General features: G+C 40.2%; 11 protein-coding genes. 2 read left to right on the top strand and 9 right to left on the bottom strand.

Annotated elements, in window-relative coordinates; genetic code table 11:
• Positions 1-79: 79 nt before the first annotated feature.
• The 9 genes from rlmD to BN6559_RS17990 all read right to left on the bottom strand — a co-directional run bounded on the left by rlmD (position 80) and on the right by BN6559_RS17990 (position 13,923).
• A complete protein-coding gene (rlmD, locus tag BN6559_RS18030) occupies positions 80-1,447 on the bottom strand; it encodes a 23S rRNA (uracil(1939)-C(5))-methyltransferase RlmD (RefSeq protein ID WP_110956027.1) in 1,368 nt (455 codons plus the stop codon).
• A 385-nt stretch (positions 1,448-1,832) separates the two neighbouring features.
• A complete protein-coding gene (mobB, locus tag BN6559_RS18025) occupies positions 1,833-2,903 on the bottom strand; it encodes a molybdopterin-guanine dinucleotide biosynthesis protein B (protein WP_110956026.1) in 1,071 nt (356 codons plus the stop codon).
• A 24-nt stretch (positions 2,904-2,927) separates the two neighbouring features.
• On the bottom strand, positions 2,928-3,893 hold the full coding sequence (locus BN6559_RS18020; protein ID WP_110956025.1) for a type I phosphomannose isomerase catalytic subunit: 966 nt from the start codon (positions 3,891-3,893) through the stop codon (positions 2,928-2,930).
• Between the two features lie 577 nt (positions 3,894-4,470).
• A complete protein-coding gene (gene gatB, locus BN6559_RS18015) occupies positions 4,471-5,913 on the bottom strand; it encodes an Asp-tRNA(Asn)/Glu-tRNA(Gln) amidotransferase subunit GatB (protein ID WP_110956024.1) in 1,443 nt (480 codons plus the stop codon).
• Complete coding sequence (gene gatA / locus BN6559_RS18010) at positions 5,910-7,382, bottom strand: Asp-tRNA(Asn)/Glu-tRNA(Gln) amidotransferase subunit GatA (protein ID WP_110956023.1); 1,473 nt, start codon at positions 7,380-7,382, stop codon at positions 5,910-5,912. Before gatA ends, gatB begins: the two co-directional genes overlap by 4 nt.
• Positions 7,383-7,393: 11 nt before the next feature.
• Entirely contained in the window at positions 7,394-7,684 is a 291-nt protein-coding gene (gene gatC, locus BN6559_RS18005; protein WP_110956022.1) for an Asp-tRNA(Asn)/Glu-tRNA(Gln) amidotransferase subunit GatC, read from the bottom strand.
• Between the two features lie 136 nt (positions 7,685-7,820).
• Positions 7,821-9,857 carry an NAD-dependent DNA ligase LigA gene (gene ligA, locus BN6559_RS18000; protein WP_110956021.1) on the bottom strand — a complete coding sequence of 679 codons (2,037 nt, stop codon included), beginning with the start codon at positions 9,855-9,857 and terminating at the stop codon, positions 7,821-7,823.
• 61 nt (positions 9,858-9,918) lie between these two features.
• Positions 9,919-12,141, bottom strand: coding sequence for a DNA helicase PcrA (pcrA, locus tag BN6559_RS17995; RefSeq protein ID WP_110956020.1), 2,223 nt, complete (start codon positions 12,139-12,141; stop codon positions 9,919-9,921).
• 144 nt (positions 12,142-12,285) lie between these two features.
• Positions 12,286-13,923: a putative manganese-dependent inorganic diphosphatase gene (locus tag BN6559_RS17990; protein WP_110956019.1), complete on the bottom strand. Its 1,638-nt coding sequence runs from the start codon at positions 13,921-13,923 to the stop codon at positions 12,286-12,288.
• A gap of 229 nt (positions 13,924-14,152) precedes the next feature.
• Here BN6559_RS17990 and BN6559_RS17985 point away from each other — a divergent pair, with 229 nt between their 5' ends.
• The gene (locus tag BN6559_RS17985) at positions 14,153-14,944 is read left to right on the top strand and encodes a tRNA 2-thiocytidine biosynthesis TtcA family protein (RefSeq protein WP_110956018.1); all 792 of its coding nucleotides are present in this window, start codon (positions 14,153-14,155) and stop codon (positions 14,942-14,944) included.
• Between the two features lie 157 nt (positions 14,945-15,101).
• Positions 15,102-17,105 carry a methyl-accepting chemotaxis protein gene (locus BN6559_RS17980; RefSeq protein ID WP_199884129.1) on the top strand — a complete coding sequence of 668 codons (2,004 nt, stop codon included), beginning with the start codon at positions 15,102-15,104 and terminating at the stop codon, positions 17,103-17,105.
• Positions 17,106-17,126 lie beyond the last annotated feature (21 nt).

The following is a 17,126-nucleotide window of genomic DNA, read 5'->3' as shown; positions in this document are numbered from 1 at the left end:
TTTAAAATAAAAAATTCGCCTAGAAACATATCTCTAGGCGATTTCTTCACTTACTTCTATGAAATTATTACTACATTTCCTACTTCTTCTCCAACAACGCCACACACTCCACATGACTTGTCTCACTGAACATATCAACTGGTTGTATCTCTTTCGCAACATACCCAAATTCCGCCAATATCGCGATATCTCTTGCCAGTGATGCTGGGTTGCAGGATACGTAGACGATGCGTCTTGGGGTCATGTGGGCGAAGTTTTCTAGGACGGCTTTGTCACAGCCGGCGCGGGGTGGGTCTACGACGATGACGTCGGGGTGAATGCCTAGTTTGTATAGCTCGGGCATCACATCGGTTGCATCGCCTACGAGGAACTCGGTGTTGGTTACATTGTTATTTTCAGCATTTTTATTGGCATCTTTAATTGCGGCTTCGATGATTTCGATACCGTATACTTTTTTCGCTTTCTTTGCTAAGAATAGGGTAATCGTACCTGTCCCACAATAGGTGTCGATTACGGTTTCTTTGCCCGTGAGCTGTGCATATTCTACAGCTTTGTTATAAAGGACTTCAGCTTGTTTCGTATTGACTTGGAAGAAAGAACGTGCGGATATGTTAAACGTAAAGTCGCCCAATTTATCCGTGATCGTTAGTTCACCCCAAAGTTTTAAGGTTCTTTTCCCCATGATTATGTTTGTATTCTTCATGTTGATATTTTGCATGATACTAACGAGTCCTGGGATATTGTTACGTAATTCAGCGATGATTTTCTCTTGTTTAGGTAAAACGTCCGTGCTAGTCACTAAAACGACCATAACTTCGCCATTGGTACCAACACGGCCAATGACATGACGCAGGACACCGCGGCCGGTTTTTTCATCGTACGTACTGATATTTAATCTTTTCACCACACCACGAACTGCATTGGCAATGGTATTGTTGGCTTCGTTTTGAATCAAGCAATTTTTTGTATCGATAATCGCATGTGTTCCTTGTGCGTAACAACCAATTATGACATCATTCTCTTTTCTGGCAATCGGGAACTGCATCTTATTACGATAATTCCAAGGATTTTCTGCACCAAGGGTTGGATGAATCACAACGTTTTCCTGCTTGCCAATGCGCTCTATTGCATCAACAACTTGTTGATGTTTTACTTTCAATTGAGCTTCATAATTTAAATGCTGGATTTGGCAACCACCACATTGATGGTAAATCTCACATTTTGGTTCTACACGATCCGGACTCGCTTTTACTATATTCAGCATTTTTCCTTTTGCATAACTTTTCTTTACTTCCGTGATCACAACTTCTACTTGTTCCCCGACTAACGCAAAAGGAATAAACACCGTAAAATCTTTATATTTACCAACACCCTCACAACTATGCCCCATGCTAACGATGTCCACAACGTATTTTTGCCCTCTAATCACTGGTATTTCAATTTTCAATCTAGCCTCTCCAATCGTATGTTAAAAGTTTCTGCTTTTCATAAATTATTATTATATCACTTATTATGTAATAGTTCGACTGAAATATTATGATTCTCGCAAAATAAATGAAAATGCGGTAGTTTTTATTTTCGTCGTCCCCGGCCTTTTCCGGAAAAATACGTTCCGAAGGATGAAAAATGACTGGCTTACGTTAAGAAATTCGCTTGTCTGAGCGAAGCGAGTTTGCGAATTTTAGTAAGTCAGTCATTTTTCAAGTATTTTGGAGGTGTGAGGCCTAGACTTTTTCGCCCTTTTGTGGCGATGACAAAAGGGCACCTGTGTATCTATGACTATACTAAGCTGTTTAGCAATAAAATCTTAATGTAATCCTACAGCCCTATTTTCATAATATCTCTACAATAAATCTTGCAACCTCTTGCGATGCATTCAACGGCAATCGAATTTTATCCGCAGAGAACTCCATCTGATCGGTAATCACTGCCACTAATTCCGATTGCTTGCTAATCAAAGACTCCGTTACCCCAGCTCTTGCTATTTCTAACACCGGGAATATTCCCTTGCTCCGACTTTCGATAAGAATCAAATCGACATTCTGTATAAGGGCGATCACGTTTTCCAAGCTTTCTTTTTCTTTCGTCTGTTGAATGATTGCATACTTATCTGGTGAGACAATGGCGATTGCTTCTGCGCCCGCCTTCGTAAACTGCCACGTATCCTTGCCTTCCTTGTCCATCTCAAAACCATGACCGTCACTTTTCACAACAGCAACGCGAAATCCTAATGTTTTGAGTTCTGGAATCAGCTTTGTAATAAATGTAGTTTTTCCCGTACCGGATTGACTGGCTACAATGGATACAAGCGGTATTCTACGTTTTCGATTGGCAGCTTTCGCTTGTGCAATCAGAAATTCTTTTGGTGTATTCACATTAAAGAAGTTTTCTTCTGCATCATTGAATGCTACAAATTTCGTAGCTACCCGCTCTAACAATTTCATGATCTTACGTTCCTGATCGATTAAAAGTAGTTTTTCGATTGGTTTGATACAGTCTTTACTATAAATCGCCATGAGCGGCTGATGTTTTCCATCCTTCATCGGCACAATTGCTTGATAGTCTTGCTTGCTATACTGCTCCAGTTCTTTAACTAAGGAAAAATCAATAAATGGCATATCACAAGGGATGACCAAGTTATATTGTGACTGGTTATAGATCAAGCCAGCATGGATACCGGAAAGCGGCCCCATCTGACTGTAAATATCAGAAATGACTTCTACATCTAAGAATTCAAACTTCTCTGGTTGATTCGTTACGATAACAATCTCATGAAATTTTGCTTGTTTTGCTTTTTCTAAAATATGTTCAATAAATGTTTTTTCCTGCCACTCCAAAAAAGCCTTGTCGCGCCCCATACGACTGCTTTTCCCACCGGCAAGGATAATCAAACCAAAATTCATATGATAACAACTCCCCAATGCATCCTATACCATACTAAAAATAATTTCTGCTTTACCTGTAAGTTTATATTCACCCATATTGGCAGGAATAAACATACTTTCGCCTTTTGTTAATGTATAGGATTGATCTAAATATTCCAAAGTTAAATCGCCATCTAAAACAAGAATAGACTGAAATGAACTTTCATCGGCAAGCAAGCTGCATTGTTTCTTTATTTTTAAATGATACACCGTGAAATATTCGCATTTCGCCAATAACGCCATATCGTAGTCAGCAAAGAAATGCATTTCTGCCATTGCTTCGGTGGGTTTGGTTGGCGGCATCAGCTTTGTTACCTCCATCGCCTTGTCTACATGAAGCTGACGCGGTTTTCCATCGGTGCCAACTCTGCCATAGTCATAAATGCGATAGGTTGTATTCGAATTTTGCTGAATTTCGGCAATCACGATGCCTTTGCCTATCGCATGCAATGTCCCCGCATCGATAAAGAACACATCGCCTTTTTTTACCGGCACTTCATTACATACTTCGAGTAAGGTATTGCTTTCAATTCTTTGTTTAAATTCTTCTTTGGAAATTTGCTCTTTAAAGCCATAGAGTAGGCTTGCACCTTCTACGCAGTCAACGATATACCACATTTCCGTTTTGCCGTATTCGCCCTCTACTTTTAGCGCATATTCATTTTCCGGATGCACTTGTACGGATAAATTATCTGCCGCATCAATGAGCTTGATTAAGATTGGGAAGTAAGAAAAGTGTAAACCATTATTTCCCAGGACATGCTTTCCTACTTTTTCTATGTACTCTGGCAATGACATGCCTTGATATTCGCCATTGAGTATCACACTGGAACCAGCTTTATGACAGGAGAGTTCCCAGCTTTCTGCCACTTTTTCTAAGTCTGTTTGCTTATGAAACTCATGTTTTAATTTATTGCCACCCCAGAGATAATCTTTTAATGGGGCTTGTAGTTTTAATGGATATAGCATCTTAGCCTCCTGTAAAGTACGACTTTAATTTACATTTATTATAGCACAGAAGATGGTAACCATAAATGTTTGAGAAATACGTTGTCATTTAAAAATCTATTTGGAAATTCGAATGTTACTGCAAATACGAAGTGATGCTTTTGTCATTGCCACAAAAGTATCAAAAAGTCTAGGCCTAAATCCTACAAAATACTTGAAAACTGACCGACTTACTAAAATCCTTAACTCGCTTCGCTCAGACAAACGGATTTCTTAACGTAAGTCGGTCAGTTTTCATCCTTCGGAACGTATTTTTCCGGAAAAGGCCGAAGGCAACGACGAAAGGGACTGTTGCAATTTTATTGCAACAGTCCCTAAGTTATAAACAAAATATCTTATCGTTAGCCCTTCGTACCACTTATAAACTAGCACGAAGATTGGTCGCCGGTTGGTGAGAAGTATGCAGATGCAAGGCGCAGGAAGGGGCTGCGAAGGAGTCGTACTCGTGTACGTCGACGAGCAGCACCTTCCTGCAACGCCGCAAATGCGTGCTTATCGCCAGCCAGCGGCCGATCTGTCCCTATTATGCATTATGGCGTCATGCATCCAACTTATCTTTAAGCATCTGATTAACCATAGCTGGGTTTGCTTTCCCCTTGCTTTGTTTCATGATTTGTCCTACCAAGAAACCGATGGATTTTGCATTGCCAGCTTTATAATCTTCCACTGGTTTTGGATTCGCAGCGATCACGCTGTCTACGATGCCTTCAATTTCTTTCGTATCGGTAATTTGGACTAATCCTTTTTCTTTTACGATTTTTTCTGGAGCATCGCCAGTTTTCCACATTTCTTCAAATACAGTTTTTGCAATTTTACTGGAGATCGTACCTTTGCTGATTAAGTTAACCAATTCAGCTAATCTTTCAGCTGTTACTGGGCTCTCTTCAATGGATTTACCTTCACCATTCAAGTTTTTCGCTAAGTCGCCCATGATCCAGTTCGCAACTAATTTTGCATCGGCTTTTTGTGCAATCGCAGCATCAAAGTATTCCGCCATTTGACGTGTTGTCGTAATGATCGCCGCATCATATTCAGATAAGCCGCAATCTGTCATGAGGCGTTTTTTACGAGCATCGGGAAGTTCTGGTAACGCTGCCCGAATTGCTTCGATCTGTTCATCGGAAGTGATGATTGGTACAAGATCCGGTTCAGGTAAATAGCGATAGTCATTGGCTTCTTCTTTTGTACGCATCGAAACCGTCATACCTTTTGCTTCATCCCAAGTACGCGTTTCTTGGATAATACGACCGCCATCATCAAGGATTTCTGTTTGGCGATCAATTTCATAAGCAAGTGCGCTTTCAATCATCTTGAACGAGTTGAGGTTTTTCATTTCGGCTTTCGTTCCCAGTTTGGTCGTACCAGTTTTTCTTAGTGATACGTTAACGTCAGCACGAAGATTACCTTCTTCCATTTTACAATGAGAAACATCAATATATTCTAAGATGGATTTGATTTTTTCCATATAAGCGCGTGCTTCTTCAGGGCCAGACATATCCGGTTCGGAAACAATTTCGATTAATGGCACGCCTGTGCGGTTGTAGTCAACGCATGCAGAGGAAGAATCGTTAATAGTTGTCCCTGAATGAACCAATTTACCAGCATCTTCTTCCATGTGGATTCTGGTGATGCGGATACGCTTGGTTTGACCGTTCACTTCAATATCTAAATACCCATGTTCTGCAATCGGTAAATCGAATTGAGAAGTTTGGAAATTTTTGGGTAGATCCGGATAGTAATAATTTTTACGATCAAATTTACTAAATTTATTAATTTTGCAATTGAGTGCAAGACCTGCTTTAATTGCAAATTCAACTACTTTTTCATTAATTACCGGCAATACGCCCGGCAATCCTAAACAAACCGGGCATACATGGGTGTTTTGCTCGCCGCCGAACTTGGTCGGGCAGCCACAAAATATTTTTGTATTGGTTTTTAATTCACTATGGACTTCAAGTCCAACGACTGTTTCGTAACTCATGCTTTAGCCTCCCGCAATGGTGCAATGCTCTTGTGAAACTCATTGTTTTGTTCAAATGTATAAGCAGTGCGGATTAGAGTCTCTTCATCTAGTGGTTTCCCGATAATCTGCAAACCAATTGGCATACCATCATCGCTAAAGCCACATGGTACAGAAATCCCCGGTACACCTGATAAATTCACAGGAACCGTGCAAACATCTTGTAAATACATTTTCATTGGATCGCTTACCATATCGCCAATTTTATAGGCTGGCGTTGGCGCGATTGGCGTAACAAGTACGTCTACTTTTTCAAAAGCTTTATCAAAATCTTGCTTCACCAAAGTACGAACTCTTAATGCTTGCAGATAATACGCATCATAGTAGCCAGCACTTAATGCATAAGTACCAAGCATAATACGACGTTTTACTTCTTGTCCAAATTTTTCACTGCGTGTTTTCTTAAACATGTCGACTATATCGGTTCCCTCTACACGTGCACCATAGCTCACACCATCATAACGTGCGAGATTGGAACTTGCTTCTGCTGTCGCAATTAAATAGTAAGCGGATATCGCATATTCTGTATGCGGCATAGAAACTTCTACAATTTCTGCCCCCAGATCTTCTAATTGCTTGATTGCCGCGCGCACTGCTTTTTCTACGTCCGCGTCCATACCCGCAACAAAGTATTCTTTTGGCAGGCCAATTTTTAAACCTTTTACATCTTTCTTTAAAGATTTTGTATAGTCTGGTACTTCAGCATCAATGGAAGTAGAGTCGTTTTTATCATAACCGGCGATGATATTCATTACATGTGCACAGTCCGTCACATCGCGGGTGATCGGCCCAATTTGATCTAGGGATGATGCAAAGGCAACAAGACCAAAACGAGAAACGCGGCCATAGGTAGGTTTCAACCCAACAAGACCACAGAAAGACGCTGGTTGGCGAATCGATCCGCCCGTATCAGAACCAAGTGACCATATTGCAGTCCCCGCAGCAACTGCAGCAGCGGAACCACCACTGGAACCACCTGGTACGCAATCAAGATTCCAAGGATTGCGCGTAGGATAAAAAGCAGAATTCTCCGTAGAACCGCCCATGGCGAATTCATCAAGATTCGCTTTACCGAGGATTACGGGACTTGCAGCATTTAATTTTTCAACAACCGTAGCATTGTAAGGTGGTACAAAATTTTCTAGCATTTTAGATGCACAAGTCGTTTTAACGCCTTTTGTACAAATATTATCTTTTACAGCCCCAGGAATCCCTTCTAAGAAGGAAATTTCTTCACCGCGGGCAATTTTTTCATCGACAGCTTTTGCTTTTTCAAGCGCGGCTTCTCTTGTTTGTGTTATGTAAGCGTTCACTTCACCTTCCACTTCGTCCATACGAGCAAAAAGGTCATTTGTGAGTTCTACCGCTGTAATTTCTTTATTCATTAACATGTCATGAAGCACATGTGCTGGTTTGTTAAATAACTTCACTGGTGTTCCTCCTAACCTTCCATAATTTTTGGCACTTTAAAGTAACCATTTTCTTGTTCCGGTGCATTGGATAATGCCAATTCACGATCAAGGGAAGGTTTTACTTCGTCGGCACGGAAAACATTTTTTAATGGTAATACGTGAGCAGTTGGCTGAACACCCTCCGTATTCAGACTCGTCAAAACATCTGCATATTCTAAAAATGCATTTAACTGTCCAGTATACGTTTCTACTTCTGATTCTGGAATTTCAAGGCGTGACAACAATGCCACATTTTCAACGTCTTTACGTGTAATTTTCATTTTTTCACCATCCAGTTTTACTCTATACTTTGCCTTAAACAAGGCAATCTGTACTATGACAATTTTACCCTTTATTTTATCATATTCATAACCTTGTGTAAAATTTGCGTCTTAAAGCATGGATCGTTGCTTTTGATTATTGCTCTTGTGGCAACAATGCTTTAAATTGTTCTTCATCGAGAACCGCGATACCAAGTTTTTCTGCTTTTTCTAATTTGCTGCCCGCTTCTTCACCGGCCAATACGTAGGTTGTTTTCTTACTGACGGAGCCTGCGACTTTACCACCCAAAGATTCTATGATATCCGAGGCTTGTTTCCGCGTCAGCGTTGGCAATGTACCCGTTAGTACAAATGTCATTTCAGCAAAAATCTGCTCTTTCGCATTCTCTTTTTTATCTTCCGTTAATTTAACACCGACTTGACGCAGCTCTTCGATTAAGGACAAATGCGCTCGTTCTGTAAAATACGCAGCAATACTTTGCGCAATTTTATCACCGATATCGTCCAGTTCGATCAGTGTTTCCATATCGCATTCTTTCAACGTATCAACATCCCCAAAATATCTCGCTAAAGTCGTCGCGGCTTTAATCCCAACGAAACGAATTCCAAGGCCAAATAGAACACGCCCAAGGCCTGCTTGTTTACTTCGCTCAATAGAACTGAGCAAATTATTGGCGGATTTTTCGCCCATCCGTTCTAGTTGCACAAGCTGTTCCTTGGTCAAGCGATACAAATCAGCAACATTCGTAAGCAGCTTTGCTTCTAATAGGCTGGTAATCACAGCAGGCCCCAGCCCTTCGATATTCATTGCATCACGCGACACAAAATGAATTAATCCTTCCCGAATCAATGCCGGGCAAGTGGCATTCGTACAACGATAAGCCGCTTCAGATTCAATTCGTTTTGCAAGACTGCCGCATTCAGGGCAGGTAGACGGCATAACAAACGGCTCTTCTTTGCCGGTACGTTTTTCAGTTAATACGCTGATGACTTCGGGAATAATTTCGCCGGCTTTATGAATGACTACGGTATCACCAATGCGGATATCTTTTTCCTTGATGTAATCCTCATTATGCAGCGTCGCTCTGCTAATCGTCGATCCTGCAAGCAATACAGGTGTCAGATCGGCAGTCGGAGTAAGTACGCCGGTACGCCCAACGCGAACCGCAATATTTTCAATGACGGTTGTTGTTTGCTCCGGCGGAAATTTATAGGCAATTGCCCAGCGCGGATCTTTCGCTGTAGCGCCTAAAATTTCTTGTTTCTCTATACTGTTAACCTTCAGTACCATACCATCAATGGCAAAAGATAAATCATGACGTTTATCCGCCCAGCTCGCACAATAGGCAACGGCTGCATCCACATCCGTAAATTTTTTATATAAGGTATTGACCTTAAACCCCAGCGCTTGCAAAAATTCCAGCGTTTCCATATGTGTCGTAATCGCTGCACCTTCGTGCGCACCAATTCCATATAAAATTGCATCTAAAGAACGTTTTGCCGCCTGTTTCGGATCAAGCTGCCGAAGCGAGCCGGCTGCTGCATTTCTAGGATTGGCAAATAAAGGTTCACCCATTTCTTCACGCTCTTCATTTAACCGCAAAAATTCTTTATTCGGCATATAAACTTCACCGCGCACTTCAAGAAAGGACGGAATGCCAAACGAATTTTCCTTTAGTTCTAATGGAATGGATTTGATCGTTCTAATGTTGGCTGTAACATCTTCGCCGACGGTACCATCCCCCCGTGTCGCCGCACTGATCAGAATACCATTTTCATAGACAAGATTGATTGCAAGGCCGTCGATTTTATGCTCTACGACATATTCAATTTCTTCATTGGTTTCTAACCCGTTCTGTACACGTTGATGAAAGGCAAATAACTCTGCACCGGAAAAAACATTGCCAAGGCTGCGCATCGGGGTAAAGTGCGTTACTTTTTTAAATCCGGCTGCCGGCGGTGCCCCAACACGTTGTGTAGGGGACTGCGGTGTAACGAGTTCCGGATACTTCGCCTCAAGATCCTTTAGCCGATTAAATAAAGCATCATACGCATAATCTTCAATCTCAGGGTTATCAAGCACATGATAACGATGCATATGATATTTAATTTTTTCACGCAAGATCGCAATTTCATCTTCTGCTGCACGCTGGTCTGCCATTTTATCGCTCATACATATCTCCTTCATGTAGATAGAATGGACGCATTATTTCGCCCGCTTTTATCCAATATATTTATGCCTTTGTAATCGGTGCATATTTTTGCATCAGCGATTTAATACCTTGATCAGGGAATGCGATTTGCAATTCGACTTCTTCACCGCTTCCTTTTACCGATACCACTGTGCCAATGCCCCATTTTCCATGTTTCGCTTTGTCGCCAGCACGCCAAGAGACGTTGTTATCTGGTTTAATCACTGGTCCTGCCGTTCTGATTTGCGGTGCTGTCTGCATCTGGTTCGTTGGTCTGAAACTACTGCTATAGCCAATTTGATTGTTATTGGAATTGGTAAATCCATAACTATTGGCCCGAACGACAAGCCGTTCCAAATATGGATCAGGAATTTCACTTAAAAACCGAGATTGCGGATAGCAAAGTGTTTTTCCATAAATCGTCCGCATTTTTGCATTTGTTAAATAGAGTTTCCGTCGTGCACGCGTAATCCCCACATAACATGTCCGACGTTCTTCTTCAATTTCGGTTTCGTTCATTAACGTTCTCGAATGCGGGAATAACCCTTCTTCCATGCCGGCGATAAACACGATCGGGAATTCCAACCCTTTCGCCGAGTGAAGTGTCATCATTGTGACACGGTCATCTTCAAGTTCTGCATTATCTATATCAGAAACAAGTGCAACATTGCTTAAGAAATTTTCTAAGTTTGGCACTTCACCACTTTTTGCAAAATCCTTAGCTACACTCAATAATTCTTTTAAGTTTTCAATCCGCGTTTCATTTTCCGGCTTCTTTTCCTCTTCTAATTCTGCTAAATAACCAGAATCCTGCATGACTTTCTCAATCAATTCCTTCACGGAAAGATTATTTTGGTACGCCATCATCGTAAAAATAAATTCACCGAATAATTCCAAAGGTTTTTTAACTCGATTGGTCAGCCCCGGTACAAGTTCCGGATTCGATACGACGTCAAATAAGGACATATCGTTTTGCAGAGCAAAATCATTGAGTTTGCCAATTGTCGCATCGCCAAGACCGCGTTTTGGTACGTTAATGATACGCATTAAACTTACGGTATCAGCCGGGTTAAAGATCACGCGTAGATAGGCAAGGATATCCTTGATTTCTTTGCGATCGTAGAACTTTAATCCGCCTACCATCGTATAGGGAATGCCAGCACGCATGAAACCTTCTTCCAATACGCGGGACTGCGAATTTGTCCGATATAAAACAGCAACATCGCCATAGGAAACATTGAAAATAGTTTTCTGTTTTAAAATTGTCGTAGCAATAAATTGTGCTTCATCACGTTCATCGTTCGCCAAATAGCAGGTGATTTTTTCACCGGTCGTATTTTCCGTCCACAATTCTTTCGGTTTGCGGTCAATATTATTTTCAATGACTGCGTTTGCTGCCGCTAAAATATTTTTCGTTGAACGATAATTTTGCTCTAATTTAATGACTGCCGACTCTGGATAGTCATTTTCAAAGTCCATGATATTTCTAATATCGGCACCCCGCCAGCCATAAATACTCTGATCGGCATCACCGACGACACAAAGATTCCGATACTTTGCTGCCAGCAATTTGGCTAATAAATATTGCGCTGTATTCGTATCTTGATATTCATCAATTAATATGTACTTAAATCGTGTTTGATATTTTTGTAAAATATCTTCGTGCTCTTGCAAGAGCACAACCGTAATCATCAATAAGTCATCAAAATCAAGGGCATTATTGCTGTGTAATTTTTTTTGATAAAGTTTATAGACTTCGGCAATCTTCTCCATAAAGAAGGAATCGGCATCATGTTCAAATTCCCGTACGCCTTTTAAAGAATTTTTCGCGTTGGAAATTGCGGATTGAATACCACTTGGCGTATATTGTTTCTCATCTAAATTCAATTCTTTTAAGCAAGATTTGATGACGGTTTGTGAATCACTAGAATCATAAATAATAAAATTGCGTTTATAACCATCGATCGCCTCAATTTCACGTCGTAAAAACCGCGCACAAAAAGAGTGAAACGTACTAAGCCAAACATCGTTCGCCTTACTGCCAATCAGGCGATCTACACGTTCACGCATTTCGGCCGCAGCCTTGTTCGTAAATGTAATCGCTAAAATATTATACGGTGCCACATCGTGATCTAATAGATTGGCAATTTTACAAGTGAGTACTTTGGTTTTGCCTGATCCAGCACCTGCCATAATGAGTAAAGGTCCTTTAGTATGTTCTACAGCCTGCTTCTGTGCGGCATTTAGTCCTTCAAAAATATTCAATGTTCTCCTCCATATTCTTTCTCTCCTCACAGTGATTTATTTCTATACTGTATACCATGAGGAATACTTAACCTCTGAAAACTAAAAAGCCTCCAGAGGTTAAGAAAATCTATTGATTTTTTTAATTTATACATGTTGATAAAATTATTTTTCTGCAGCTTCAACCATTGGCGGGATAATCTGTTTTTTCCGGGACATTACCCCTGGTAAACTGATTAGATGTTCATCATCTGATTTACCAAATGCCTCAACTATAATTGATTTTGGTTTACCTGTAAACAACAATTCTGTGCCTTCAGCAATGATGTCAGTGATCATCAGTAAGCTCATATCATAGCCTTCATTTTTACAGATACTTTCCATACACGCTAGAAGCTGATCCTTCAAAACAAGTACTTCTGCTGTATCCATAACGGATATCTGACTGACAATCATCCGATATTCGCCGATTTGAAATTCTTTCAAATCATTTTTCGCAATTTCAACCGGTGTCATTGTACCGACATCAGAACCGGCTTTAAGCACAGCCATTCCATGCTCCATGATATCAACACTCGCAATGCGGGCTAATTTTTCCGCTGCTTCTCGATCCACCGGTGTACAAGTTGGCGACTTAAACAGTACGGTATCGGAAATGATTGCCGATAATAAAAGCCCCGCAATGTTGGCTGGAATTTCTACATTCCGCTGCCAATACATATTGGCAATAATTGTTGCAGTACAACCGACCGGTTCTTGGCGAGTAAAGATCGGCTCACTGGTTTGAATCCCACCTAAACGGTGATGATCAATGATTTCAAGAATTTTTGCTTCTTCGATGCCCTCTACCGCTTGTGTTCGTTCATTGTGATCCACTAAGATGACTCTTTCACGTTCAGGAATAATCAATTGATCACGGCTTACGACACCGACGAGTCTGCCCTTTTCCACAACCGGATAATTTCTAAATTGAGTGGATTCCATAACTTCTTTGATATCACTCAATAAATCGGTCGGTTTAAAGCTTGTAATACTTTTTTGCATAATCATGCTGACCGGAATACATTGATTTACCAATCTTGCACATGTATAAGTATCATGCGGAGAACTAATAATGAGTAAGTTTCTTTCTTCCGCCAGCGTTAAAACATTACCAGGAACTTCACTCGCTCCTGTTACAATAAGGCAAGCAATCTTTTGATCCAAACAGGTAAGCATCGACCCGTCATTCCGATCCCCGATTAATACAACGTCACCTGTTTTGACAATTTCACGAATTGTAGCTTCACTGCCCGCTGCGATTCTAACATTTCCGGTGATTTTTTTATCTAAATTGCCTGCATTGAGTACTTCTCCATCAATGACATCGACAATAGCACTTAAAGTAACTTCAGCTTCTGCTAAGTTTTGCATACTTAATTCATTAAAATAACGTTTTGCTAAATCACTTACTGTCACAATCCCGGTCAGTTTTTTATTCTTCCCTACAACCGGTACAGATTTAACATTATTCCCACGCATTACTTCTCCTAAGGTGCGCAGTGTATCAGTTTCTTTGACCACTACCTTGCAGTCTAAAATTACATCTTTTACACGTGGGTATAAATCTGTAATCAGTTTTGGCGTCTCGATTTTAAATGTTTCCAACACATATTTCGTTTCTGAATTAATCTTCCCCGCTCTTGCAGGTTCGACGTTCTCGCCTAATGCTCTTTTTAAATACGCATATCCAATGGCAGAACAGATAGAATCTGTATCAGGATTGCGATGACCAATTGTATAAATGGGTTTACTTCCTTTCATATGTACCTCCAAGTTGTTAATCAGTTATTTATAAAATTATATAAAAACTTTCCAAGTAACATCATAAAATGCGTTTACTTATCATTATACGACATTTCGGCTTACTTAGAAAAGACCAATCATTATATTATTGTCAAAAAATTTATAAATTTAAACATTTGTCACTTTTATTTTATATCTGTCATGCTCTATAATAAAAATAAATTCCATTAGATAGTCGAGGTGCTTTATGAAGATCCACTTACCACAAACACATTTTAGCCGTTTAATGCGGGCAATTGTAGAATTCAATTTGATCGAAGAAGGCGATAACATCCTGATTGGTTTATCCGGCGGCAAAGATAGCACTTTCTTGACGTATGCGCTCGCTGTTATGCGTGACCGTTTGCCAAAAAACTTTACACTTGCCGCGATTACCATAGATCCAATGTTTACTGAGGATTTTGACAGTACACCAATCGCTGAATTTTGTAAGAAATTATCGATCCCGTTCTATACACAAGCCGTTGACATTGCCGGCACAATCGAGGAGCAAAATGGAAAAGATCCTTGTTTTACTTGTGCTTTTTTCCGCCGCGGCGCGATCAATCGCTTTGCGAAAGAACATGGCTTCAACAAAATTGCTTATGCACATCATAATGATGATGCCGTCGAGACTTTTTTAATGAGCCTGCTCTATTCTGGTCAACTAAAAACATTTCTACCAAAAACATATCTTGACCGCACAGATTTAACTGTCATTCGACCGCTGGTATATTTTAGAGAGGAAGAAGTCCGTGATACGATCTCCATTCATGGCTTCAGTCCTATTGATAGCCCGTGTCCGATCAATGGCAAAACCAAACGGCAAGAAGTCAAAGAACTGATTGCCACATTAAGCAAAGAGAATCCAATGCTATATTCACACTTAGCCGCCGGCATGCGCGATAACGCCGTTATCGAACTTTGGCCGGACACACAAAATCGTGAACAGATGAAAGAAAAATATACTACATTTATGTATCCCCAGAAAAATTTATAAAAACAGTATAAAAGCTCTATTGAAAAATTATCTTTTATCATATTTAAAAGGATATTGTAGTTATTTCTAGAACAATGAGTAAAATATAAATTATTTTTAAATACATATACAAATTACAGCCTATACACCATATTTCATTCTGAAGGGATTGAGTAATTTGAACAAACTATTTCTATTCATGCAAACACTAGATCGTAAAACCAAACTAAAAACAAAACTTACTTTCGGATTTGCTGCCATAGCACTCATTCCATTGTTCATCATCATTATTTTTAATGGGATTTTATCTTACAACGCTGAAATTGAAGCTACACATACACTAAATCAAACAGCCGCTGTAAATGCTGCCAAAGAAATTGATGATATGTTACTCAATAGAATTAATCTGCTGCATTCCATGGCAAAACTTCAAAAGATGCAGGAAATGAAGCCAGATGAAATCATTCCTCTATTGCAATCTTTTAAAACGAGTTTCCCGGATATCAGCAATATGTTTGTCTGTGATATCAATGGACAGCAAATTGCCAGAGATGCCGGAGAAAACCAAAACGTCAGCGACCGTTCTTATATCAAACCGATCTTATCCGGTGCAAAAGCAATATCGGTAAGTGACGTGGTTTCTTCTAAATACTCCAATAAATCAATTTTCATCCTATCCGTTCCGATCAAGAACAGTCAAGATAAAGTGATTGGCTCACTCTCGGCAACCATGGATTTAAGCCTTTTAAAGTTTATCGTCTCATCGTCTACACAAAATCAACTAAGTCAGGCATTTTTAGCTGATTCACAGGGCAATTTGATTATGCACTCAAACGAGGAAACCGCGAAATCACTAACAAATATAAGCAGTCTAGCCCCCGTTTCAAACGCAATGATTAAAAACACAGGCGCGGTTCGTTATACCACGGCTGAAGGCAGTGATATGATCGCCGGCTATGCACCGATCAATCAATCCAACTGGTCATTTGTCGTAGAAACAGATAAAAATAACGCCATTTCCAATTCACGTAAACAGTTGACTTTTTCACTCTTTACTTGTCTCGTCACTGCAATTTTTGTTGTACTGATTGCTTTTGGTTTAACAAAAATATTAACCAAACCGATTAAGGGCTTAGCAAAGCAAACTAAACTGGTTGCAAACGGAGATTTAACCCAAACAATTACAGTGCATGCGGAAGATGAAATCGGCGAATTAAGCCATGCCTATAATAATATGATTCAACAATTAAAACTTTTAACGACCAAAATTCAATCCAGCGCCGAGAAAGTAAACGCAGCGAGTGATGGTCTCACCTTAAGCAGTGAAGAAGTAGCGCAAGGTGTAGCGAATGCAGCAGAAGCAATCTCTCTGGTAGCGGCAAACGCACAATCACAAATGACACATGTAGATAACACAAATCAATTAATCAACAATATTTCTGCACATATTCATAATGTAACAGAAAATGTGAAGTCTGTATCAACGCAGACTGCTGCTGCAACGCAAACGATTGCCAACGGAAATATCTCGATTGAAAAAGCCATTGCGCAAATGAATAACATCCAGTCTACGGTAACCGGATCTACCAAGCGCGCAAACCAATTAGGAGAAAAATCGATCCGTATTGGACAGATCATTGATACGATCTCTAACATTGCGTCACAGACCAACTTACTCGCTTTAAATGCTGCTATAGAAGCAGCCAGAGCCGGCGAACAAGGACGCGGATTTTCAGTGGTTGCTGAAGAGGTACGCAAACTGGCTGAACAATCACAAGAAGCCGCACATGAAATTACAGGGCTTATCAATGATATTCAAACTGAAACTGACACTGTGGTCTCTGGTATGAAAGAGGAAACACTGCAAGCCGAAATCGGTACGCAAGTCGTAAACGAAGCAGGCGTTGCATTCCAAGATATCGCAAAAGTAATTGCTGCCACTACGGAAAAAATCATTGAAATCTCAAAGAAGGTTGAAGACATTGAATCCGAACGGACAAAAATCGTTACTGCAATCAATGAGATTGAGCATATGAGTAAGCAAAACTCTGAACAAACCCAAAGCATTTCAGCAACTACAGAAGAACAATCTGCAACGATGCAGGAAATCTCCGCATCGAGCAATGAATTATCCAAACTGGCACAAGCGCTAATCGAAGAAGTAAATAAATTTAAAGTTTAAATAAAAAATCCACCGAAGATT

It is taken from the genome of Massilibacillus massiliensis, assembly GCF_900086705.1.
In the GTDB taxonomy this organism is placed as follows: Bacteria; Bacillota; Negativicutes; order FLKF01; family FLKF01; genus Massilibacillus; species Massilibacillus massiliensis.
The sequence above is the reverse complement of the archived record's forward strand: the minus strand, read 5'-3'. Positions and strand labels throughout refer to the sequence as shown.

Excerpts from the sequence above, each read along its gene's own strand:
- mobB (WP_110956026.1), bottom strand. The coding sequence starts at position 2,903 with ATGAATTTTGGTTTGATTATCCTTGCCGGTGGGAAAAGCAGTCGTATG.
- BN6559_RS17985 (WP_110956018.1), top strand. The coding sequence starts at position 14,153 with ATGAAGATCCACTTACCACAAACACATTTTAGCCGTTTAATGCGGGCA.
- BN6559_RS17990 (WP_110956019.1), bottom strand. The coding sequence starts at position 13,923 with ATGAAAGGAAGTAAACCCATTTATACAATTGGTCATCGCAATCCTGAT.
- gatC (WP_110956022.1), bottom strand. The coding sequence starts at position 7,684 with ATGAAAATTACACGTAAAGACGTTGAAAATGTGGCATTGTTGTCACGC.
- ligA (WP_110956021.1), bottom strand. The coding sequence starts at position 9,857 with ATGAGCGATAAAATGGCAGACCAGCGTGCAGCAGAAGATGAAATTGCG.
- gatB (WP_110956024.1), bottom strand. The coding sequence starts at position 5,913 with ATGAGTTACGAAACAGTCGTTGGACTTGAAGTCCATAGTGAATTAAAA.
- BN6559_RS18020 (WP_110956025.1), bottom strand. The coding sequence starts at position 3,893 with ATGCTATATCCATTAAAACTACAAGCCCCATTAAAAGATTATCTCTGG.